The 20,770-nt window shown below is 71.3% G+C and carries 18 protein-coding genes; 8 read left to right on the plus strand and 10 right to left on the minus strand.

Features of this window, described 5'->3' with window-relative positions; all coding sequences use genetic code 11:
• Positions 1 to 9 precede the first annotated feature (9 nt).
• Positions 10 to 915 (plus strand): LysR family transcriptional regulator, encoded by a 906-nt coding sequence (locus JNK30_RS12775; RefSeq protein WP_293482624.1) that lies wholly within the window; start codon positions 10 to 12, stop codon positions 913 to 915.
• Positions 916 to 976: 61 nt separating this feature from the next.
• Positions 977 to 1,846: a sulfurtransferase gene (locus tag JNK30_RS12780; RefSeq protein WP_293482625.1), complete on the plus strand. Its 870-nt coding sequence runs from the start codon at positions 977 to 979 to the stop codon at positions 1,844 to 1,846.
• Here JNK30_RS12780 and JNK30_RS12785 read toward each other — a convergent pair.
• Positions 1,843 to 2,286: a helix-turn-helix domain-containing protein gene (locus JNK30_RS12785; RefSeq protein WP_293482626.1), complete on the minus strand. Its 444-nt coding sequence runs from the start codon at positions 2,284 to 2,286 to the stop codon at positions 1,843 to 1,845. The genes JNK30_RS12780 and JNK30_RS12785 overlap by 4 nt on opposite strands.
• Positions 2,287 to 2,367: 81 nt before the next feature.
• On the opposite strand from JNK30_RS12785, the gene JNK30_RS12790 reads away from it, so the two are divergent.
• On the plus strand, positions 2,368 to 3,210 hold the full coding sequence (locus JNK30_RS12790) for a class I SAM-dependent methyltransferase (RefSeq protein WP_293482627.1): 843 nt from the start codon (positions 2,368 to 2,370) through the stop codon (positions 3,208 to 3,210).
• Between the two features lie 23 nt (positions 3,211 to 3,233).
• On the opposite strand, the gene JNK30_RS12795 is transcribed toward JNK30_RS12790, so the two are convergent.
• Complete coding sequence (locus tag JNK30_RS12795) at positions 3,234 to 3,938, minus strand: RlmE family RNA methyltransferase (RefSeq protein ID WP_293482628.1); 705 nt, start codon at positions 3,936 to 3,938, stop codon at positions 3,234 to 3,236.
• Positions 3,935 to 5,011 (minus strand): Ppx/GppA phosphatase family protein, encoded by a 1,077-nt coding sequence (locus JNK30_RS12800; RefSeq protein ID WP_293482629.1) that lies wholly within the window; start codon positions 5,009 to 5,011, stop codon positions 3,935 to 3,937. Before JNK30_RS12800 ends, JNK30_RS12795 begins: the two co-directional genes overlap by 4 nt.
• A 161-nt stretch (positions 5,012 to 5,172) precedes the next feature.
• Here JNK30_RS12800 and hspQ point away from each other — a divergent pair, with 161 nt between their 5' ends.
• Together hspQ and phhA are read left to right on the plus strand one after the other, a co-directional pair.
• Positions 5,173 to 5,502, plus strand: a complete 330-nt coding sequence (gene hspQ / locus JNK30_RS12805; protein WP_293482630.1) for a heat shock protein HspQ — start codon at positions 5,173 to 5,175, stop codon at positions 5,500 to 5,502.
• 119 nt (positions 5,503 to 5,621) lie between these two features.
• Positions 5,622 to 6,494 (plus strand): phenylalanine 4-monooxygenase, encoded by an 873-nt coding sequence (gene phhA / locus JNK30_RS12810; protein ID WP_293482631.1) that lies wholly within the window; start codon positions 5,622 to 5,624, stop codon positions 6,492 to 6,494.
• 12 nt (positions 6,495 to 6,506) lie between these two features.
• Here the strand turns inward: phhA and JNK30_RS12815 are convergent, their stop codons facing one another.
• Positions 6,507 to 10,682, minus strand: a complete 4,176-nt coding sequence (locus JNK30_RS12815) for a translocation/assembly module TamB domain-containing protein (RefSeq protein WP_293482632.1) — start codon at positions 10,680 to 10,682, stop codon at positions 6,507 to 6,509.
• The gene (locus JNK30_RS12820; RefSeq protein WP_367118748.1) at positions 10,679 to 12,457 is read right to left on the minus strand and encodes an autotransporter assembly complex family protein; all 1,779 of its coding nucleotides are present in this window, start codon (positions 12,455 to 12,457) and stop codon (positions 10,679 to 10,681) included. Before JNK30_RS12820 ends, JNK30_RS12815 begins: the two co-directional genes overlap by 4 nt.
• 267 nt (positions 12,458 to 12,724) lie before the next feature.
• Here JNK30_RS12820 and JNK30_RS12825 point away from each other — a divergent pair, with 267 nt between their 5' ends.
• Genes JNK30_RS12825 through JNK30_RS12835 form a run of 3 tightly spaced genes read left to right on the plus strand, consistent with a single transcriptional unit; the run spans position 12,725 to position 16,087 of the window.
• On the plus strand, positions 12,725 to 14,131 hold the full coding sequence (locus JNK30_RS12825) for a circularly permuted type 2 ATP-grasp protein (RefSeq protein ID WP_367118749.1): 1,407 nt from the start codon (positions 12,725 to 12,727) through the stop codon (positions 14,129 to 14,131).
• Positions 14,132 to 14,135: 4 nt separating this feature from the next.
• Complete coding sequence (locus JNK30_RS12830) at positions 14,136 to 15,083, plus strand: alpha-E domain-containing protein (RefSeq protein WP_293482633.1); 948 nt, start codon at positions 14,136 to 14,138, stop codon at positions 15,081 to 15,083.
• Between the two features lie 32 nt (positions 15,084 to 15,115).
• Entirely contained in the window at positions 15,116 to 16,087 is a 972-nt protein-coding gene (locus tag JNK30_RS12835; protein ID WP_293482729.1) for a transglutaminase family protein, read from the plus strand.
• A 150-nt stretch (positions 16,088 to 16,237) separates the two neighbouring features.
• On the opposite strand, the gene phoU is transcribed toward JNK30_RS12835, so the two are convergent.
• The 5 genes from phoU to pstS are packed head-to-tail and all read right to left on the minus strand — an operon-like array spanning position 16,238 to position 20,627.
• Complete coding sequence (gene phoU, locus JNK30_RS12840) at positions 16,238 to 16,906, minus strand: phosphate signaling complex protein PhoU (RefSeq protein WP_293482634.1); 669 nt, start codon at positions 16,904 to 16,906, stop codon at positions 16,238 to 16,240.
• A 10-nt stretch (positions 16,907 to 16,916) separates the two neighbouring features.
• Entirely contained in the window at positions 16,917 to 17,726 is an 810-nt protein-coding gene (gene pstB, locus JNK30_RS12845) for a phosphate ABC transporter ATP-binding protein PstB (protein ID WP_293482665.1), read from the minus strand.
• Positions 17,723 to 18,598 carry a phosphate ABC transporter permease PstA gene (pstA, locus tag JNK30_RS12850; protein WP_293482667.1) on the minus strand — a complete coding sequence of 292 codons (876 nt, stop codon included), beginning with the start codon at positions 18,596 to 18,598 and terminating at the stop codon, positions 17,723 to 17,725. The genes pstB and pstA overlap by 4 nt, the downstream gene beginning before the upstream one ends.
• Entirely contained in the window at positions 18,595 to 19,563 is a 969-nt protein-coding gene (pstC, locus tag JNK30_RS12855) for a phosphate ABC transporter permease subunit PstC (RefSeq protein ID WP_293482669.1), read from the minus strand. Before pstC ends, pstA begins: the two co-directional genes overlap by 4 nt.
• Positions 19,560 to 20,627: a phosphate ABC transporter substrate-binding protein PstS gene (pstS, locus tag JNK30_RS12860; protein ID WP_293482671.1), complete on the minus strand. Its 1,068-nt coding sequence runs from the start codon at positions 20,625 to 20,627 to the stop codon at positions 19,560 to 19,562. The genes pstC and pstS overlap by 4 nt, the downstream gene beginning before the upstream one ends.
• Positions 20,628 to 20,770: the final 143 nt, after the last annotated feature.

Raw genomic sequence — 20,770 nt, forward strand, 5'->3', positions numbered from 1 at the left:
CGACGGACGATGTTCCAAAAGCTCACATTCGGCGCCCTTCCGTCGCTGAACGCGCTTCGGGCCTTCGAGGCGGTGGCGCGGACGGGGCGCGTGACGCTGGCGGCGGACGAACTGTCGGTGACGCATTCGGCGGTGAGCCGGCAGGTGAAGGCGCTGGAGGCCGCCCTGGGCGTTCGCCTCTTCACCGGGCCGAAGAACCGGCTGGAGCTGACGGCGGCCGGCCGCGAGCTGGCGCCCGCGCTCACCGCGGCCTTCGACCAGATCGCCGGCGCCGTCCGCGGGGTCCGCACGGGCGGCGAGGACCTGCACGTCGCCGTCAACGCCTCCCTCTCGGTGAAGTGGCTCATCCCGCGGCTGCCGGGCTTCCAGGAGGCCCAGCCGGGGCTGCGCCTGCAGCTTTCCGAGCTGTCGCCGCACGCCACGACCCACCGCGGCGCCCAGGCGGTCGTGCGCATCGTGCCGCTCGCGCGGGCCTCCGAGCCGAACGTCACGCCCTTCATGCGCAACGCCCTGGGCGTCGTCATGACCCCGCACATGGCGGCGCGTTACCGCGACGACCCGCTGCAGGCCCCTCGCCTCGTCGCCCAGACGCATCCCGAGGCCTGGCACGTCTGGGCCGAACACGCCGGCGTCGAGTTGAGGCCCGCGCCCGAGCGGCCGTTCGCCCACGTCCACTTCGCCCAGGACGCCGCGCTCGCGGGACTGGGGGCGGCCGTGGTGTCGTGGCCTTTCGTGGCCGAGGACGTGGCGGCGGGGCGGCTGGTCGCTCCCCTGGGCTTCCGGTGGTCGACCACGACTTTCGCGCTCATTGCCGCGCCCGGGGCGCAGGGCCGCGCGCTGCACCGCTTCCGCGACTGGCTGGCCGACGAAGGAAGGCGGATGCCGCCGCCGCCCCTGGCGACGCCAGCGACGTGAACCGCCCATTGCGCCGGCGGCGCGGACTTGGGAGCCTGGGGCCAACGCGGGAGGATGCCGAATGGACGATTGGGACGGTCGGGGCCTGGTGTCGACGGCCTGGTTGGCGGCGAACCTGGACGACCCCGGGCTGCGCATCTTCGACGCGACCGTGCACCTGAGGCCGGCCACGCCCGGCCCGTACACGATCGAGAGCGGCCGGGCCGACTACGAGGCCGCGCACATCCCGGGCGCCGCGTTCCTGGATCTCGTCGCCGACCTTTCGGACCCCGCCTCGAAGCTCAACTTCACGCACCTCCCCGCCGACCGGCTCGCCGATGCGCTGGGCGCGGCCGGCGTCGGCAGCGGCGACCGGGTGGTCGCCTACAGCAGCACCTCGCCCATGTGGGCGACGCGGCTGTGGTGGATGCTCAGGGCGGCCGGCTTCGAGACCGCCGCCGTGCTCGACGGCGGGCTGGCCGCCTGGATCGCCGAGGGGCGGCCGACGGAAACCGGAACGCGGCGCTACCCGCAGGCGTCGCTCACCCTCACGGATCGGCCCAATGCCTGGGCGGACAAGGCCGACGTCCTCGCGGCCATCGAGGATGGCGGGGTCTGCACGATCAATGCGCTGGCCCCAAGCGTCCACAGCGGCGAATCCGCCACGAACTATGGTCGGAAAGGCCACATCAAGGGCAGCGTCAACGTCCCCTATGCCGCGCTGCTCGACGAGGCCGGACGCTACCGGCCCGACGCCGAACTGCGGAGACTGTTCGAGGCGGTGGGCGCGTTCGATCGCAAGCGGGCCATCTGCTACTGCGGCGGCGGCATCTCGGCGACCATGGACGCCCTGGCCCTGACGCGGCTGGGGCATCCGTCGGTCGCGGTCTACGACGGCTCGATGTCCGAGTGGACCCGCGACCCCGCCCTGCCGATGGAGACCGGACGCTAGACGGCTTCCGACACGAACGGCCTGCGGGGCGCCGGATCGAGCCGGCCCTCGCCTGCCAGGCGGACGATGCGGCGGAAATGAGGGCATTCGGCGTGGCTGGGCGCGGGACAGTGCGCGGCGTGACGCAGGCCGTCGCGCATCAATTCCAGGCGACGGATCGTCAGGTCGAGCTCGTCGGCCTTGGCCGTGAGACGCGCACGGTCGATCCGCGGACGGCCGTCGCCGGCGAACATCTCGCCGATCTCGTCCAATGTGAACCCAGCCGCCCGGCCCAGCGCGATGAGCGCGAGCCGCTCCAGCACCTGAGGGTCGAACAGGCGTCGCAGGCCCCGGCGGCCGATCGACGCGATCAGTCCCTTCTCCTCGTAGAAGCGCAGCGTCGAGGCCGGCACGCCGGACCGGCGCGCCACCTGGGCGATGTCGAGATCGCGCGTCGTCATCCGGGAGCTTGACCTCAAGTTCACTTGAACTTGCAGGATGCGCCGTCCCCTCCCCGGACGCAAGCCGAAGGACCTCCCGAGATGACCAAGACCGACACCCCCAATCGCAGCCAGGCGGACGCCTGGAACGACGCCAGCGGCCGCGCCTGGGCCGAGATGCAGGACATGCTCGACCGAATGCTGGCGCCCTTTGAAGCGACGCTGACGCAGGCCGCGTTCCCCGGCGCGGGACGTCGCGTCGTCGACATCGGCTGCGGCGCGGGCGCGACGACGCTCGCCATGGCGCGGCGGCTGGGTCCGGACGGCCTGATCACGGGGGTCGACATTTCGGGGCCGCTGGTGGCGGTGGCGCGGGCCAGGGCCGATGCCGAGGGCCTCCGCGCCGGTTTCATCCAGGCCGACGCCCAGACGCACGCATTCGAGGCGGGAACGTTCGACGCGGCGATCTCGCGCTTCGGCGTGATGTTCTTCGACGATCCGGTGGCCGCCTTCGCCAATATCCGCCGCGCCCTGAGGCCAGGCGGGACCCTCACCTTCGAGGCTTGGCGGAGCCCGATGGAAAACGGCTTCATGGTCTCGGCGGCGATGGCCGCTGCGCCGTTCCTCCCCGCGATGAAGCCGCCGGCGCCGGACGCGCCGGGTCAGTTCGGTTTTGCGGACGGCGCACGGGTGCGGCGCATTCTCGACGCGGCGGGCTGGCGCGACGTCGAGGTGGCGCCGCTGGACATGCCCTGCGAAGTCCCCGAGGCAGACCTGATGGCGTACGCGACCCGGCTGGGCCCGGCCGGCGCGGCGCTCAAGGACGCGGACGCTGCGACCCGCGCCAAGGTGACCGAGGCGCTCATGGCCGCGTTCCGGCCGTTCGTCCGCGACGGCGCGGCCCGCTACACGGCGGCCTGTTGGCTGGTGACGGCACGAGCCTGAGCGAACTGCTTCCGAGGTCGGCGTCAGCGGCCCCGGAAGCCCGTGGCGACGAGGAAGACCTCGGAGCTGTCCTGGCGGCTGGCCTTGGGCTTGACGTTGCGCACCTCGCGGAAGTGTCGGCGCAGCTGCGCGATGAGCCGATCCGTGCCGCCGCCCTGGAATGCCTTGGCGACGAACGCCCCGCCGGGCTTCAGCACCTCGACGGCGAAGTCCATGGCCGCCTCGATCAGGCCGACGATCCGCAGGTGATCGGTCTCTCGATGGCCGATGGTGTTGGGCGCCATGTCGGACACGACCACGTCGGGCGCGCCGCCCAGCAGCGCGATCAGGCGGGGTCCGCACTCGGGGTCGGTGAAATCCATCTGCAGGATGTGGGCGGGCGGCAGCGGATCGACCGGCAGCAGGTCCACGCCGACGATGTCGGTGACGCCCCGCTCGATCGCCACCTGCGTCCAGCCGCCCGGCGCGAGGCCGAGGTCGACGACCCTGACGCCCTTGCGGAACAGGTGGAAGCGATCGTCGATCTCGGTGATCTTGAACGCGGCGCGGCTGCGATAGCCCAGCGCCCGGGCCTTGGCGGCGAAGGGATCGTTGATCTGCCGCTCGAGCCAGGCCTGCTGGCTGGGCGTGCGTTCCTTCGCGGTCTTGAGCCGCGCGGGTTTCCCGCGGCCGCCCTCGAGCCCGCCGGTCGGGGGCTTCACCATCCTCTTGCGCGGAGGTTCGGTCATGGCGCGCGCCTCCCGCCGCGGCGTCGGCGACGCCGGCGCGGGCGGCCCCGCTCCGACATCAGGGACAGCAGGATGCCCTCGCGCAGGCCGCGGTCCGCGACACGGACGCGGTTGCAGGGCCAGAGTTCCTGCACCGCTTGCAGGATGGCGGCGCCGGCCAGCACCAGATCGGACCGCTCGGGTCCGATGCACGGCTGCGCGGCGCGCTCTGCCGCGCTCAGGGCCAGCAGGTCCGCAGCCGCCGCATCGCAGTCCGCCCGGCTCATCCAGATCCCGTCGACGCGGTTGCGATCGTAGCGCGGCAGCCGCAGGTGCATGCCCGCGAGACTGGTGATGGCGCCCGACGTGCCCACGAGGTGCGCCCGGTCCGCCTCGAACACCGGCTTCAACGGGTCGGCGCGGCGGAAGGCGGCGATCTCGGCCTTCACATGCTCGACCATCTGGCGGAACCACGCCTCCGTGGCGGCCTCTCCTTCAGGAAACCGCTCCGCCAGCGTGACGACGCCGATCGGCACCGACAGCCACGCGCGGATCGGGGGCGCCTGCCCGGGCGGTCCGCCCTTCAGGTCCACCCACGAGAGCTCGGTCGAGCCGCCGCCCACGTCGACCACCAGGGCCGCCTCGTGGCGCGCATCGAGCAGGTTCAGGCACCCGGTGACCGAGAGGCGCGCCTCCTCCTGCGGGCTGATGATCTGCAGCTTCACGCCCGTCTCATTGGCCACGCGGTTCACGAACGCCTGGCCGTTGACCGCGATGCGGCAGGCCTGGGTGGCGATGGCGCGGAAGCGCGCGACCTTGCGCCGCCGGACCTTTTCCCCCGAGACCTTCAGCGCCTGGAGCGCCCGCTCCATGGCGGCGTCCGAAAGGCGGCCCGTCTGCGACAGACCTTCGCCGAGCCGCACGATCCGGGAGTAGGCCTCGACCACGCGGAAGCCGCCTCGCGGCGTCGGGGTCGCGATGAGAAGACGGCAGTTGTTCGTGCCGAGGTCGAGCGCCGCATAGCACGGCGTCTCGGCCACAGCCCCTTCCCGGCCTCGACTCGCGGGCCCGGGCGCCCGCGGCGCCTCGTTCATGGACTTCACCCGTCCTGCGCAGGCGCGTTCCCCGTGGTCCGCGCCTCATTTCGCGGCGACCTTAGCAAGCGGGGCGGCGAGCCGAAAGACGACGGTTGAATGACGCGCTACCGTGACTACGTTCACCTTCCGGTCAGCATAGGGGATGTAGATTCGCGGTCATGAGCACGCGACTCGCCAAGTTCACCATCGGCCAGGTCGTCCGCCACCGCGTGTATCCCTTCCGCGGCGTGATCTTCGACGTCGACCCGGTCTTCTCCAACACCGAGGAGTACTGGCTGTCGATCCCGGAGCACATCCGGCCCCACAAGGACCAGCCGTTCTACCACCTGCTGGCCGAGAACGATGACAGCGCCTACGTCGCCTACGTCTCCGAGCAGAACCTGCTGCCGGACGACAGCGGCCAGCCGGTCGGCCACCCGCAGGCCTCGCTGATCTTCGACGCCTTCAAGGAAGGCCACTACACCTTGCGGCCCGGCATCGGCCACTAGGCGTCTTCGAGGCGAATTTTCTCCCCGCGCCCGCTTCGGCGCACGAACGTCTCGCCCAAGGGCTGTAGACAGGGACATTCCGAACGGAACTTCCGCTGCGGAGGGATCATTCTGCGCGCATGAGCGCGAAGGATCCCGTCCTGCAACCTCCGCCCGGCGCCCGCCCGGACTGGACCATCGACCAGGACTGGGAGGGCTACACCGCCGACGAGCACCAGGTCTGGATCAGGCTCTACGAGCGGCAGACGGCGCTCCTGCCCGGCCGGGCCTGCGACGCTTTCCTTCACGGCCTGGAGGCGCTCGACCTGCATCGGGCGGGCATCCCGGACTTCTCGCGCATCAACGCCGAACTGGAGCGCCTCACCGGCTGGAGCGTCGTCGCCGTGCCGGGCCTCGTTCCGGACGAGGTGTTCTTCGACCACCTCGCGCATCGGCGCTTCCCGGCCGGCCAGTTCATCAGACGCCCGGAACAGCTTGATTACCTGCAGGAACCGGACATCTTCCACGACGTCTTCGGGCATGTCCCGATGCTCACCGACCCGACGTTCGCCGACTACATGCAGGCCTATGGCGAAGGCGGGCTGAGGGCGCTGGACCTGGGCCGGCTGCACAATCTCGCCCGGCTCTACTGGTACACGGTGGAGTTCGGCCTGCTGCAGACGCCTGCGGGCCTTCGGATCTATGGCGCCGGCATCGTCTCCAGCCACGCCGAGTCGATCTTCGCTCTCGACGACCCTTCCCCCAACCGCCTGGCTTTCGACCTCGAGCGCGTGATGCGGACGCCCTACCGCATCGACGACTTCCAGCAGGTCTACTTCGTCATCCCCTCGCTGCAGGCGCTGCTGGATGCGACGCTGCAGGACTTCGCGGCGCTCTACGCGTCGATCGCGCGGCGGCAGGACCTCGCGATCGACGAGGTGACGCCCAGCGACCGTGTCTTCACGCGTGGCTACCAGTCGTACGCAGCCCGGGGCGGCCGCACCGCCGCCTGACCTCCGCTGGCGTCAGTAGTCCTTGCGCCACCGGATCGCGATCCGGTTGCCGGACCCGGCGCGCGTGGTCTGCTGGGCCAGGCGCGAGAGGATCGAGAGGCTCCGGCTGATGCGCCACTCCACCTGGGCCGAAGGGCCGCTGCGCCCGCCCCCGGTGAGCTCCAGATAGACGTCGTCCGTCAGGTACTTGCCGCCGGAAACGGTCACGCCGGTCTGCTCGTCGCCGCCGAACGCGAGCCGGTCCAGCCCGGCGAAGGTGCGCAGGTTCCCGATTACATCGAAGCCCCCGCCCCCCGAGAGCGCGGACAGCGCCGAGGCCAGTTGCGCCGCCTCGACGCCCGAGAGCTGGCTGGCCGAGCGCTCGAACAGCACCTTCGCCAGCACCTCGTCGTCCGGCAGGCTCGGCGAGGACACCAGGGTGATCTCCGGTCGGGCCGCCGTCCCGCGGATACGCACCGTGACGGTCAGCGACGGGTCCTCCCGCGTCGCGTCGAGCTGGAGGCGGATGTCCTGCGGGCGCGACGACAGGTAGACGAGGCTGCGGTCGTCGAACTCGAAGCGCTTGCCGGCGAAGTCGTAGTCCCCGCGGACCACCCGCGCCACGCCGGTCAGGTCGGCCCTGGCGGTCGTGCCGCCCACGTGGGCGTCCAGGGAGAGCTCGACGTCGAGGCCACGGCCGCGCAGGAATACCCGTCGCGGGGCCCGCAGCTTGACGTCCAAGGCCCAGCCGTCGCCCCGGCGCACACGCGGCGGCAGCGATGCGGCGAGGTCGGCCGGCCTGTTGATCTCCTTCACGTCCATGGCCACCACGCCGGAGGGCGTGGGCGGTTCGGCGGCGATTTCGGCCTCGTCGATCACGAGGTCGCCGGCCAGCTTCACCTGGCCGTCCGCGCCGCGGTTGATCGTGGCCTGCCCTGAGGCCCGTGCGGTCCCGATGTCGTTGTCGATCAGGCGGAAGCCGCGCAGATCGAGCCGGAAGCTCGAGACGCCCTCCCGCGCCAGGCTCACCCGCCCCTGCCCGCTCACCTGGCCGCCACGCCCGTCGACGCCCCGCGCCTCCGTGACGTTGACCGAGTCCTCGGTGAAGTCGGCGCGCACCACCACGTCACGCAGCGTAAGGCCGGTGCCTCCGTCGTCGAAGCGCCCGCGCTCCACGCTGACCTGCCCGGTCGCGCGGGGGTTGGCCAGCGTGCCGGCCAGCGTGCCCTCCGTCCGAACGAAACCGGCCAGGGCCCGGTCCCCGCCCACGAGGATGTCGAACAGGGGCCGCACTTCGCCCTCGGCAGAGAAGCGGCCGCGCATGGGCCGCTGCCGCGCGATGGCCACGCGGAAAGGCGCCGCAGCGGCCTCGGCCGGCAGGACGAGGTTGGCGCTGGCGCGCAGCCCCTGCTCGTTCGCCGTGGCCACGTCCATGGTGATGGTGTCGCCCGTCAGGCGGGCCTGGAGCGTGCCGTCCATGCCCTGGACGGCCGGCGTGCCCTTGCCGCGCGCGTCCGTGAGCCTCGCTTCGAGCGCGCCATCGAGCCGTTCACCCTGGCCCTGCAGGCCGAGGGTCGCGTCCACGCGACCGTCGAAGTCGGCGTTGAAGACGTCCAGGCCCATCGCGGCGACGCGGGCGGTGACGTTGGCCCGCTCCCCCCGCCACACGCCGTCGAGATCCAGGCGGCCTCCATCGGGACCCGCCAGCCGCACCCGTGCGGTCCGTTCGGGCCCGCCGAAGCGGAACGCAGCCGTCTCGACGGTGCGAAGGGTCCGAGCGCCGATCGCGCCCTGGCCGTCGAACGCCAGGGTGTAGCCGGGCGACGCCTCTCCCAGCACGCCACGGCCGGCGACGCTCCACGCCCCCTGTCCGGAAGCGCCTCGGGCGTCGAGGCCAAAGGGCAGCCGGGCCAGGGGCCCATCGGCCGCGATGCGGGCGCTGCGCACCGTGATGTCCGAGCCCCGCCACCGGAGGTTCTCGCCCTGCAGGTCGAGGTCGGCGCGCGCGGCGCCCGCCGCCCCGGTGATGCGGGCCGTTCCGGCGATCCGCCCGGCTTCGATCAGCGCCCCCCGGGTGATCGTCAGCGTGAGGTCCGCGGCCGACGGGCTGGACTGGCGAAGGCTGAGCGAGCCGGCCGCCTTGACGCCGCCCGCGTCCACCTCCAGGCCCGTCAGGTCGACGCCGCCGCGCGGGAAGCGGAAGTCCGAGCGGGCGCTGGCCGGTCCATAGGCCGTGGAGGCATTGAGGGCCACCGCGCCACTCGATCCGTCCGGCCGCCGCTCGAACGTCAGCAGCAACCGGGCGTCCGTCATCGGCAGCCGCGGAACGTCCAGCTGCGGCACGCTGGCGGCCAGTTCGAGACGCGGCTGCGCCACCGTTCCCGTCACGTCGCCGGTCCCGCGGACCCGTCCCGTGATCTCGACCGGCCCCGCCCGGAGGGGGCCCGTCGCCGTCCAGTCCGCCTTGAAGGCCAGGCTGCGATCCCCGCCCATGACGCCCGCGACGTTCGCCTCGAGCGCGGCGCCGCTCAAGGACGCCCTGGCCACGTTTAGCCGGCCGGCCTGCCAGCCTGCTTCCAGCTGCACCCGCGGCGTTCGCCCGACCAGGCGATCGAGTTCGGCCAGGCCCACGGCGAACCCCTGGCCTCTCGCGTCCAGCCTGAAGGTCCAGGGCGCCTCGGCGCGCGCCTGGGCCGCCCGCCACGAGAGCTTCGCCCCGCCGGACGCGCCCAGCCGCGCCTCGCTCAGGTTCGACACGTCCGCCTCGCCCTCCAGGGTGAGCGCGCCCAGGAGGCTGCGTCCGCCGCTGGCGCGCACCTTCAGGCCGCGTCCCGATAGGTCGAACCGGCGCAACATCTGCTGGCCGTTGGCGAGCCGCGCCGCCTCCAGACGGACCGACGGCGTCGCGCCCAGGAAGGTGGCGACGAAGCCCTGTCCGCGGCCGCCGGCGCCGGTCAGCCCAGCCTCCAGGTCGTAGGCCCCCCGGCGGCGGCTCAACGCCACCGGCCCCGACACCCGCGCAAGGCCGTAGCCCCCCAAGGCGACGTCGTCGGCCGCCGCTGAGCCCTCGAACGCCCAGTCAGCGCCGCTCATGTCGAGAACGCCCGCGATACGCGCGGGTCCGGCCTCTGGTCCTGGGACGAGGCGCGAGAGCGACGGCGCATCGGCCTCCAGCCGGACGCGGCTGAGACGCCGCTTGCCCAGGTCGCCCGGCCCCCAGGCGTGCACCTGCAGGCCCTCGGACCTCAGCTTGAGATCGAGGGCGAAGACCCCGGGCGCCGTGCGACTTCCGGCCAGGCCGAAGCGAACCTCCTCGCCCAGCCGCTGAGCCAGGCCGCGGGTCAGCTCCGAAGCGCCGAGCTGCAGCCGTCCGCCGGCCTGCCCTCCGGCCGGAGTCCATGCGCCGCGCGCCACGAGCGGGGCTCGCGCGCCAGACGTGGCCGTCGCCGTGAACTCGCCCTTCGACAAAGTGCCCCCTGCGCGGACGTCGAGGCGGAACGGGACGTCGGGAGGGAGCCCCAGCGCGCCTGCGATGGCGCCGCCCCTCGCCTCCCTCGCCTGCGCCACGACCCGGAGCGGCCCCGTCCCGCCGAGGGCCAGGTCCAGATCGAGATGGTCCCCGGGGTGCAGGACGCTTTCGGCCGCAAGCGTCGCCCGCCGTCCGCCGAGCCTTTCGATGTCGAGGCCGAGCACAACGTCGTAGACGCCGCGCTCGTAGCTGAAGCCCGGCTCCAGGATGAGCCGCGTCGTGGCCTTGTCGATGTCGAAGGAGACGGGGAGACCGCGGTCCTTGCCCTTGGGCGTGAGCGTCGGCCTGCGGATCACCCGGACGGAGGCCGCCTCGATCAGGTCCGCATCGAAGCGCCGCCGGAAGAGTTCGAGATAGCGCCACGTGACGTGGACGTCCCTGGCCTCGAGCCAGACCCCCTTCTCGTCCCGGATCGTGACGCGCCGGGCGCGGACATCACGCCATATGTCGCCGGAGAGTCCTTCGACCTTCAGCCGGCCCAGGCGTCCGATCTTGAGGCCATCGGTCCTCGCCTCGATGAGGTGGCGGACCTGGGGCAGCAGGACCCCGTACCGTGTCGACGCCACGACCGCCGCCAGGACCGCCAGCAGCGCGAGCGCCGCCAGCAGCACCGTCCTGCGGAGCGGAAGGCGCCGCCGGGGCGCGGGGGCCGTCGCAGGCGTGTCGTCTGCGCCGCTCAAAAGCTCTGTCCGATCGAGAGGTAGATCTGGAACGGCGCCTCGCCGCGACGGCGGGCCACCGGCGTGGCCAGGTCCACCCGGATCGGCGCGAAGCCGAGGTTGTAGCGGACGCCGATGCCGGCGCCGACGGCGGCGTCGCCGAGGTCGACGACGTTGGACGAGCCGACCGCGCCGGCGTCGACGAAGAGCGCCACGCCCCAGCGCTCGGTCAGGTCGCGGCGCACTTCCAGGGAGGACTCGAAGAGGAAGACGCCGCCGCGGGGCGTGTTGTCGGCGAGCCGCGGTCCGACCGCCTGGTACGGGAAGCCGCGCACGGACCCGCCGCCGCCGGCATAGAAGCGCTGAGAGGCCGGGATCTGGTCCACCGTTCCGTTGACGATGCGGCCAAGGCGCAGGCGCGCGGCCACGACGGTGTCCGCCTCCTTGTCGAGCGGCAGGTAGTAGGCTCCCTGCGCCACCGCGCGCAGGTAAGGCAGGTTGGTGTCGCCCACGATGAGCGTCGGCTCGAGGCGCGCCGACAGCCGCCAGCCGGAGGTCGGATCCAGGGGGTCGTTGGAACGGTCCAGCAGGACGTCGCCGAGCAGCGCCGCCGTCACCAGCCGGCGACCCACGTTGCTGAGGGTTCCGGCGGTCTTCTCGTCCGACTTCGTGGCGTCGAGGGAGACCCCTGCCGTGACATACGACGTCCGGCCGTAGCGCCGCGTGACATCGGCGCGGAGACCCAGGCCGTCCTCGTTGTAGGCGTCGGTCTCGAGGCGATAGACCGACGCGCCCATCCGCAGCGTCTGCTGCGGCCTGCGCCAGTGCGGGAGGGCGAGATCCGCCTCGACCCTGGAATCCCGATCGGAGACCTGGCCGAACAGCGACAGCGTGTCCGCCCGGCGGAGGCGGTTGTAATGCGTCCAGCGCGCGTTCACGCCGATCCCGTCCGAGGTGGCGTAGCTGGCGCCCGCCTCGATCGTCCGCGGCTTCCGCTCGGCCAGGCTCACGACCACCGGCCGCAGGCCTGCCGCCGACGTCTTGTCCGGGGGCGCCAGCGCGACGGTCACCGAGTCGTAGACGCCGGCGTCCAGCAACCGTCGCTCCAGTTCGGCGACGTCGTCGGGATCGTAGGGTTCGCCGGCGTTCCAGGGCGCAAGCCGCCGCAGCCAGTCGGGGTTGGTGCGTCCCGCCTGGGCGATGTCGAGCCCGTCGAGGCGAACGAGCGGGCCGGAGGCGATCCGGTACGTGGGCCGCATGGTGTGGTCGGCATGGTCGACGATCACTTCGCGCGGCTCGGCCTGGGCGTCGGCGTACCCGCGCTGCTGCACCGCGGCCAGGATCCGGCCCTCGGCGGCGATCACGTCGATCGCTCGCGCCGGGATGCCGGGATGCTCGAAGCCGATCACCGCGCGCGCCTCCGCCTGGACCTCGGCCTCGGGCGGAGTCCCCTGCCAGGCGATGTCCGCGGACCCGATGGCGAAGCGCGGGCCGGGGTCGATCCTCACCACCGGGTGCGGCGGCTCGGCTTCGGTCACGTCGGGCTCGACGCTGTAGGCGTAGTAGCCTTCCGACCGCAGCACGGCGATGGCGTCCTCGGCCGCCGTCCGCGCGCGGCGGCGCGCCTCGAAACGGTTCTCGATGGGGCGGTCGGCATCCCCGATCGCCTGCCGGACGGCCGCGCGGAGGTTGGGCTCAAGGTCGCCTTCGACCTGCGCGCGAGGCTCGGCATGGGCAGGCGCGGAGGGTGCGCAGATCACCGCCGTGGCGGCGACGGCGGTGAGCAGTCGACCCAAAACCAGTCCTCGTGTCTCGCCCCGTCCGCGGGTGTAGCGGCGCGGTTCGGGCCTGTCACCCGCCTCCTGGAGCGGGCGCCCAAATCCTGGGCAGTCGCACGCCCGGGCGGCGCGTCCTGACGATTTTGCCCTCGCGGCTTCCGAGCGGGCCGTAAGCGTCCTACAGATCAGGAACGGAAGGTCGGCGGCGGGGTGGAATCGATCGTGAGCGTCAGGCGCGACGAGGCGGAAGCGGCCACAGAGCTACCGGCGAGCCCCTATGACGAGATGCTGACCCCGCGCGGCGAGGTGCGGCCGCACTACGCGGCGCTGTCGGCGCGCCTGTCGACGCTCTCGCCCGACGAACTCGCCGAACGCCAGAAGACCCAGGAGCGGTTCTTCCTGCTCCAGGGCATCACCTTCACCGTCTACGGCGCCGAGAGCTCCACGGAACGGATCATCCCCACCGACATCCTGCCCCGGATCATTCCGGCCGCCGAATGGGCGAAGATCGAGAAGGGCCTCACCCAGCGCCTGCAGGCGCTGAACATGTTCCTGGCCGACATCTATTCCGAGCAGCAGATCCTCATGGACGGGGTCGTGCCGCGAGAACTCGTCCTGCAGGCGCCCAGCTACCGGCGCGAGATGCAGAACCTGTACGTCCCCCACAAGGCGTACGCGAACGTCTGCGGTTCGGACCTCATCCGCCAGCCGTCGGGCGAGTTCGCGGTGCTGGAGGACAACCTGCGGGTTCCGTCCGGCGTCTCGTACATGCTCGCGAACCGCGAGGCGTCGAAGCGGGTGTTTCCCGGCACGTTCCGCGGCGCCGGCGTCCGCTCGATCGACCGCTATCCCGACCTGCTGCTGGCGACCCTCAAGAGCATGGCGTCCGACTGGCGGCCGGACCCCCAGGTCGTGGTGCTGACGCCCGGCGTCTACAACTCGGCCTACTACGAGCACGCCTACCTCGCCCGGCTGATGGGGGCGCCGCTGGTCGAGGGCCGCGACCTCGTGGTCCATGACAACATGGTCTACATGCGGACCACCACCGGGCTGCGCCGGATCGACGTGATCTACCGCCGCGTGGACGACGACTTCATCGACCCCCTCACCTTCCGGCGCGACTCCAGCCTCGGCGCGGCGGGGCTGTTCAACGCCTATCGTGCGGGGAACGTGGTGATCTGCAACGCGCCCGGCACCGGCGTGGCCGACGACAAGGCGGTGTACGCCTACGTCCCGGAGATCATCAAATACTACCTCGGCGAGGACGCGATCCTGCCGAACATCGAGACCTTCCTCTGCCGCGAGCCGTCGCAGCTCAGCCACGTGCTCGCGAACCTCGACAAGTTCGTCGTCAAGGCGGTGGGCGCGTCGGGCGGATACGGCATGCTGGTCGGGCCGCACTCCACCAAGGCGCAGCAGGACGCCTTCGCCGAGGCTCTGCGGGCGGACCCGAACAACTACATCGCCCAGCCCACGATCCAGCTCTCCACCGCCCCCTGCCTGGTCGACCACGCCGTGGAGCCGCGGCACGTGGACCTGCGCCCGTTCATCCTGTCCGGCGAGAAGATCGTGGTGACGCCGGGGGCTCTCACCCGCGTGGCGCTCAAGAAGGGCTCGCTTGTGGTCAACTCCAGCCAGGGCGGCGGCTCGAAGGACACCTGGGTCCTGTCCGAGCCCCGCGGGGAGCGCTAAGCCCATGATGCTCGCGCGGGTGGCGGACAGCCTCTACTGGATCGGCCGGTACGTGGAGCGCGCCGAGCACATGTGCCGGCTCTCCGACGTGATGCTCAACGCGACGCTCGACCGCTCCGAGGCGGCGACCCAGGTGGCGCGCATCGCCCTCGCCGCCGTGGGCGACCCCGACGCGGCGAAGGCGAAGAACCCCTATGACGCGGCGCTGGCCCTGGCGCTGGATCGCGAGGACACCGGATCGATCTACTCATCCGTCGCGCGGGCCCGGGAGAACGCCCGCCAGGTGCGGGACCAGATCACCACCGAGACGTGGGAGCGGCTCAACCTCATCTACCTGCGCATGAACGACGCCGAGGCCGCCCACTCGTTCGCCGAGGGCTCGCAGCAGTTCCTGCACGACACCATCGCGGACCTGCACCTGTTCAAGGGCGCCGGCGACGCCACCATGAGCCACGGCGAGGGCTGGAGCTTCCTGCTGCTGGGCGTCTACCTGGAGCGCGCCCAGCTGATCGGCGCCCTGCTCGAGGTGGTGTTCGGCGAGGATCGCCGGCGCCGCCCGATCTCGGACCATTTCGCGCTCACCAACGTCCTGCGCATGGGCTGCGCCCTGGAGCCCTACCTGCGGGTCTACACGGCCGAGATCCAGCCCCGCTTCATCCTGCAGTTCCTCACGCTCGACGAGGATTTCCCGCGGTCGATCCGCTTCTGCACGGACCAGATCGAGCAGCACCTGTCGGCCATCATCCGCCACGCGGGGCTCGCCGGCCGCGTCGGCCCCGACCGCCTGGCGGGCCGCCTGCGGGCACGGCTGCAGTACGCGGACATGAGCGACCTGGAGAACGAGGGCGCCAGCGCCTTCCTGAAGACCGTCCTGGACGAGTGCTCGGCCATCCACCGCAGCCTCTACGACGCCTTCGTCGCCTACCCGCTCGAAGACCGGCTTCCGGCGTAAGGAGAAGTCCCCTGCTCCTCGAGACCCGCCACATCACCCAGTACCGCTACGCCTCGCCCGTCCGCGAGAGCGTCATGGAAGTCTGGATGCAGCCCCAGCAGTCGGCGCGCCAGCGTCTGGTCCGGTTCGATCTGGAGATCGATCCGCCGACCCAGGTGTTCAGCTACGCCGACAGCTTCGGCAACGCCGTCTACCATTTCGACGTCCCGCAACCCCACGACCTGCTGACGATCACCGCTCGCTCCGCCGTGGAGACGCAGCCGCCGGCGCCCCTGCCCGACAGCCTGGACATGGGCGAGTGGGATCGTCTGCGCTCCGAGTTCCTGCGCGGCGAGAACTTCGACTTCCTGAACCCGCACGGCTTCGCCCGGGAGACCGACGCCCTGCGGGTCTACGAGAACGACCACGACATCGCGGCGCTCCGCCGGAAGGATCCGCTGACGGCGCTTCGGGCGCTCAACAGCACGATCTACGAAAGCTTCGCCTACGAGGCCGGCGTCACGCGGGCCGACAGCCCCATCGACGACGTGCTGAAGGCGCGCAAAGGGGTCTGCCAGGACTTCGTGCACGTGATGCTCGCCATCCTGCGCTCCTGGGGCGTCCCGGCGCGCTACGTGTCCGGCTACCTCTTCACGGACCGCAAGCACGGCGACCGTTCGGACCCCGATGCCACGCATGCCTGGGTCGAGGCGTTCCTGCCCAGCCTGCGCTGGGTCGGCTTCGATCCCACCAACAACTCCGAGGTCACCGAACGGCACATCGCCTGCGCCATCGGCCGGGACTATTCGGACGTGCCGCCCTCGCGCGGGGTCTACAAGGGCCAGTCCGAGAGTTCGCTGGCGGTCGGCGTCCGCGTCAGCAAGGCGCGCGCGGCCCTCGCCGAACCCGAATTCCTGCGTGTGACCCGCCCGATGCGCGGCGGCGCCGCTCACCGCCAGGCGATCAGCGGCGCCGCGCGCGAGCACCAGCAACGGCTGCACCAGATGCAGCAGCAGCAGCAGTAGCCGAGGGGCGCTGCGGCGGGAGAGCGCTCTTGCGACGACGCTCTGACCCGCCGTCCTGAACGGGGCCCGGGATGGGCGCGCCGGTGGGCCGTCGTAGCCCGCCGCAGCCGTACGAAGATAGCGACCGCCGCCGGCCCGCGCGAGAGGCGCTCAGAGCTTGGGACGGTCTTCCAGTTCGCGGCCCGTGATCTGGTAGTGCACCAGCTCGGCGATGTTGGTGGCGTGGTCGCCGATGCGCTCGAGGTTCTTGGCGATGAACAGGAGGTGCGCCCAGTCGCCCGCGCTCTGACCTCCGGCGCTCATGCCCTGAATCAGGTCCGCGAGCACCCGCTCGTGCCGCTCGTCGATGTCGGTGTCCTTGAGCCAGACGGAGTAGGCGCCCTGGGCGTCGCCGGCCCGGAAAGCGTCCACCACGGCGGCCAGGCGCTCCGCCGAGAGCTCGCCCAGTCCGACGATGGAGGCCACGAGACCCGGAGGCGGCGAGGCTTCCATCCGCAGCACGCGCTTGGCGATGTTCTTCCCGAGGTCCCCGACGCGTTCGAGCTGCATGGCGATCTTCATCGCCGCGATCGGCCGGCGCAGGTCGTCGGCCATGGGCTGGCGCAACGCGATGAAGCGGATCGCCCGCTTCTCGATCTCGGCGTCCTGGATGTCCAGCGCGTCGTCGCCCCGGACGACCTTCCCCGCGAGGTCGAGATCCCGGCGCACGAAGACGTCGAGCGCGGCCCGCACCTGGCTGACCGCGAGGTCGCCCATGGCGGCGATGCCGTGGGTCATGGCGCCCAGGTCGGAGTCGACGGCTCTGAGGGTGTGCTCCATCGGGGGCCTCCTAGCCGAACCGGCCGGTGATGTAGTCGCGGCAGCGGGCCGTGACCGGGTTGGTGAAGACCTGCTCCGTCTCGCCGAACTCGACCAGCTTGCCCAGGTACATGAAGCCGGTGTGGTCCGAGAGGCGGGCGGCCTGGCCCATGTTGTGGGTGACGATCACGATCGTGTAGTCGCGCTTCAGCTCGGCGATGGTCTCCTCGAGCTTGGCCGTGGAGATCGGGTCGAGCGCCGAGGCGGGCTCGTCGAGAAGCAGCACCTCGGGGCGGACGGCGATGCCGCGGGCCACGCACAGCCGCTGCTGCTGGCCGCCAGAGAGCGACAGGCCGCTCTCTTTCAGCTTGTCCTTCACCTCCTCCCAGAGGGCCGCACGGCGAAGGCTGTCCTCGACGCGCGCGTCCATGTCCGCCCGGGAGAGCCTCTCGTAGAGGCGCACGCCGTAGGCCACGTTCTCGTAGATCGACATCGGGAACGGCGTCGGCTTCTGGAACACCATGCCCACCCGGGCGCGGAGGGTCGCCACGTCGACGCGCGACGACAGGACATCCTCGCCGTCCAGGAGCACCTGGCCAGCAGCCTTCTGGCCTGGATAGAGGCTGTACATGCGGTTCAGCACGCGCAGCAGGGTGGACTTGCCGCAGCCCGAGGGTCCGATGAGCGCGGTGACGGCCTTCTCGGCGAACGAGACCGTGACGTCGAACAGGGCCTGCTTCGAGCCGTAGTAGAAGTCGAGGTTCTGCACCGTCAGCTTCACCGTCTCGGGCGGAAGCTGCAGGACCGCGGTCTCGGGCGGGGCTTCGATCTGCGTGTTCATGAGCGGGTCTTTTCCCGGGCGAGGATACGCGCGATCACGGTCACCGACAGCACCGTCGCAGCGATGAGCAGCGCCCCGGCCCAGGCCAGGCGGCGCCAGTCGTCATAGGCCGAGAGCGCGAAGTTGAAGATCACGACCGGGAGGTTGGCCGTGGGCTTGGTGAGGTCCAGGCTGAGGAACTGGTTGTTGAGCGCGGTGAAGAGCAGCGGCGCGGTCTCGCCCGAGATCCGGGCGAAGGCCAGCAGCGCCCCCGTCAGCATCCCGGCGCGCGCCGACTTCCAGATCACCGCGAAGATCGTGCGCCACACGGGCGCGCCGAGCGCCACGCTCGCTTCCCGCAGCGCCTTCGGCTGCAGGCGAAGCACGTCCTCGGTCGTGCGCGTGATGACCGGGGCCGCGATCAGCCCGAGGGCGGCCGCGCCGGCGAGGCCGGAGAAGCCTTTGAACGGGAAGACCAGGATCTCGTAGATGAAGAGGCCGACCAGGATCGACGGCGCGGACAGCAGCACGTCATTCAGGAAGCGGATCACCTTCCCGTAGAGGCTGTCGCGGGCGTACTCGGACAGCCACGTTCCCGCGAGGAAGCCGATGACGACGGCGCCGACCATGGCGACGGCGCACATCATGAGCGAGCCCAGGATGGCGTTCAGCAGTCCGCCCTCCGAACCCGGCGCCGGTGTGGACTTGGTGAACAGGTCGAGGTCCAGGCCGCCGCTGTCGGGATCGATGAAGCCGCTCAGGCCCTGGCTCAGCAGGGACCACAGGATCGCCGCCAGCGCGACGAGCGCGACGACCGTCGCGACCCAACAGAAGACCAGGAACGCGCCCTGGGCCAGGCGGCGCGACAGACGGGGCGTAGCGGTCGTGCTCACAGGTTCGCCTGCCGGCCGATGAGGATCCGGGCCAGGGCCAGGACCGCGAAGGTGATGACGAAGAGGACGAAGCCCAGCGCGATCAGCGAGGCCGAATGCAGGCCTGGAGGCGCTTCGGCGAACTCGTTCGCGATGGTCGAGGCGATCGTCGAGCCCGATGCGAAGATCGACGTCGGGAAGCCGTGCGCGTTCCCGATGATGAAGGTCACGGCCATGGTCTCGCCGAGCGCGCGGCCCAGGCCCAGCATCACCGCGCCGATGGCGCCGGTGCGGATGTAGGGCAGGCTCACCTTCCGGATCACCTCGAACGTCGTCGAGCCCAGGCCGTAGGCGCTTTCGCGCACCTGCGCCGGGATCGTGAGCATGAGTTCGCGCAAGGTGGCGGCGATGAACGGCAGGATCATGATCGCCAGGATGATCGACGCGGTCAGGATGCCCGCGCCGTTGGGCACGCCCGTGGTCAGCTTCTCCCAGAAGCTGCCCGGCTCGGCCGACATCATGATCGGCATCTGGACGTGCTTGGCGAACCAGGGGGCGAACACGAAGAGACCCCACATGCCGTAGACGATCGAGGGGATCCCGGCGAGCAGCTCGACCGCCGTGCCGATCGGCCGCCGCAGGACCGGCGGGCAGAGCTCCACCAGGAAGATGGCGATCCCCAGGGCGAGCGGCAGCGCGATCAGCAGTGCGATGGCGGACGTCACGAGGGTGCCGGTCACCGCACCGGCGGCGCCGTAGACGTCGCGCACCGGGTCCCAGGTGGCGGTCGTGAAGAACCGCAGGCCGAAGGCCTCGAACGCCGGCCAGCCGCCGATGGCCAGCGACACCACGAGGCCGCCGAGCGCGGTCAGCAGGAAGGTCGCCGCGGTGAAGCAGAGGATCTCGAAGGCGCGATCGAAGCCGGCGCCCTTGGCCGATCGCCGCCGCGGCGTGGCCGCGGCGGAGGTCTCCGCGGCGAGAGTCATTGGGCGGCGGGCGTGAAGACCGGCTTGCCGTCGGGGCCGAGGATCTCGGCCCAGCTCTGCCGCACGCGCTGCTTCAGCTCGGCCGGAAGGGGCACATAGGCCAGTTCGTTCGCCGATGCGTCACCCTTGCTGTAGGCCCAGTCGACGAAGCTGAGGACCGACTTGCCCGTCGCCGCGTCGGCCTGCGCCTTGTGCATCAGGACGAAGGTGGCGCCCGTGATCGGCCAGGTGCCCTGCCCCGGCTGGTTGATCAGCAGGAGGTAGAAGCCCGGGGCCTTGCTCCAGTCCGCGCCGGCAGCGGCCGCCGCGAAGCTCTCGGCGGTCGGCGCCACGAACTGGCCGGCGGCGTTCTGCAGGCTGGCCGTGGGCATGCCGTTCTGCTTGGCGAAGGCGTATTCGACGTAGCCGATCGCGCCCGGGGTCTGCTTCACGTATCCGGCGACCCCGTCATTGCCCTTGCCGCCCTGCCCCGTCGGCCAGGCGATGGCGTCGTTGGCCCCGACCGTCGCCCACTGGGGCGCGGCCGCGGTGAGGTAGCTGGTGAAGAGGAAGCTGGTGCCCGAGCCGTCGGACCGGTGCACGACGGTGATCGGCAGGTTCGGCAGCTTGAGGCCCGGGTTCACGGCGGCGATCGCCGGATCCGTCCATCTGGCGACCTTGCCGAGGTAGATGTCCGCCAGCAGCGGGCCGGTGAGCTTCAGCTGCCCGTTCTGCACGCCCGGCAGATTCACGATCGGCACGACGCCGCCGATCACCGTGGGGAACTGCACCAGGCCCGCCTCGGCCAGTTCCTCGGGCTTCAGCGGCTTGTCGCTCGCCCCGAAGGCCACGGTCTTGGCCTTGATCTGCTTGATGCCGCCGCCGGAACCGATGGCCTGGTAGTTCAGCGTCAGGCCGGTCTCCGCGCGCTGCTGCTCGGCCCACTTCGCATAGAGCGGCGCCGGGAAGGTGGCGCCCGCGCCGGCGATCTGCGCGCCGGCGGCCGGCGCGCCGGCCTTGTCGGACTGCCCACACGCGGCCAGGGCCAGGCAGGCGGCCAGGCCCAGAACGATCTTGCGGATCACGTGGATTCTCCCACCGAGGGTGTTGTGGGGACCGCTCTACGCGGCGCACATGACACTTCGGCGAAGCTTTTGCGACAGTTCAATGACGGCCCCGGCGGATCAGGTTATGGAGCCGCCGTTCGTCCCCGCACAGCGATAGAGGT

The organism is Phenylobacterium sp. (assembly GCF_016793225.1).
Classification (GTDB): domain Bacteria; phylum Pseudomonadota; class Alphaproteobacteria; order Caulobacterales; family Caulobacteraceae; genus Phenylobacterium.

What these genes read in the sequence shown, in the direction of transcription:
- phoU (WP_293482634.1), bottom strand. Translation starts at nt 16,906, where the DNA reads ATGGAGCACACCCTCAGAGCCGTCGACTCCGACCTGGGCGCCATGACC.
- JNK30_RS12790 (WP_293482627.1), top strand. Translation starts at nt 2,368, where the DNA reads ATGACCAAGACCGACACCCCCAATCGCAGCCAGGCGGACGCCTGGAAC.
- JNK30_RS12795 (WP_293482628.1), bottom strand. Translation starts at nt 3,938, where the DNA reads ATGACCGAACCTCCGCGCAAGAGGATGGTGAAGCCCCCGACCGGCGGG.
- JNK30_RS12780 (WP_293482625.1), top strand. Translation starts at nt 977, where the DNA reads ATGGACGATTGGGACGGTCGGGGCCTGGTGTCGACGGCCTGGTTGGCG.
- JNK30_RS12775 (WP_293482624.1), top strand. Translation starts at nt 10, where the DNA reads ATGTTCCAAAAGCTCACATTCGGCGCCCTTCCGTCGCTGAACGCGCTT.
- JNK30_RS12800 (WP_293482629.1), bottom strand. Translation starts at nt 5,011, where the DNA reads ATGAACGAGGCGCCGCGGGCGCCCGGGCCCGCGAGTCGAGGCCGGGAA.
- JNK30_RS12785 (WP_293482626.1), bottom strand. Translation starts at nt 2,286, where the DNA reads ATGACGACGCGCGATCTCGACATCGCCCAGGTGGCGCGCCGGTCCGGC.
- phhA (WP_293482631.1), top strand. Translation starts at nt 5,622, where the DNA reads ATGAGCGCGAAGGATCCCGTCCTGCAACCTCCGCCCGGCGCCCGCCCG.
- JNK30_RS12830 (WP_293482633.1), top strand. Translation starts at nt 14,136, where the DNA reads ATGATGCTCGCGCGGGTGGCGGACAGCCTCTACTGGATCGGCCGGTAC.
- hspQ (WP_293482630.1), top strand. Translation starts at nt 5,173, where the DNA reads ATGAGCACGCGACTCGCCAAGTTCACCATCGGCCAGGTCGTCCGCCAC.
- pstC (WP_293482669.1), bottom strand. Translation starts at nt 19,563, where the DNA reads ATGACTCTCGCCGCGGAGACCTCCGCCGCGGCCACGCCGCGGCGGCGA.
- pstB (WP_293482665.1), bottom strand. Translation starts at nt 17,726, where the DNA reads ATGAACACGCAGATCGAAGCCCCGCCCGAGACCGCGGTCCTGCAGCTT.
- JNK30_RS12825 (WP_367118749.1), top strand. Translation starts at nt 12,725, where the DNA reads ATGCTGACCCCGCGCGGCGAGGTGCGGCCGCACTACGCGGCGCTGTCG.